This is a genomic window from Vibrio genomosp. F6 (assembly GCF_005146325.1).
GTDB classification, from domain to species: Bacteria; Pseudomonadota; Gammaproteobacteria; order Enterobacterales; family Vibrionaceae; genus Vibrio; species Vibrio cortegadensis.
Window position 1 is genome coordinate 966 of the sequence record NZ_SYUT01000112.1, and the last position, 516, is coordinate 1,481.

Below are 516 nucleotides of genomic sequence, written 5' to 3' on the forward strand. Positions count from 1 at the left end.
CGAACGGGGTGTTCACACCAACAGGCTCCACCAATGCGGCGGCACTCGGCAGCTTAGTCATTGACGCCGATGGCGACTGGACCTACACCGTCGACAACAACGCGGTGCAATATCTGGACGAGGGCGAAACCGTCACCGAAATCTACACCGTCAGTGCCACCGATGGGACCGAGCATGTGGTCACCATCACCATTAATGGCGCAGAAGATCCGTCCGACATCACCGTGGGCGAAGGCGACAGCGATGAAGGCAGCGTCACCGAAGACGTGGACGTGACATTAGCGGAGACTTTGGTCAGCGAAGGCAGCTTGACCATCAGCGATGTGGACGCCAATGACAATCCGGAGTTCAACCCGAACGGGGTGTTCACACCGACAGGCTCGACCAATGCGGCGGCGCTCGGCAGCTTAGTGATTGACGCCGATGGCGACTGGACCTACACGGTCGACAACAACGCGGTGCAATATCTGGACGAAGGTGAAAGCGTCACCGAAATTTACACCGTCAGTGCCACCG

At 58.5% G+C, this 516-nt stretch carries 1 protein-coding gene; it reads left to right on the top strand.

What is annotated here, in order from left to right; translation table 11 throughout:
* The coding region (locus FCV43_RS19890) for a VCBS domain-containing protein (protein ID WP_206380351.1) at nt 1-516 on the top strand (516 nt) is incomplete at both ends.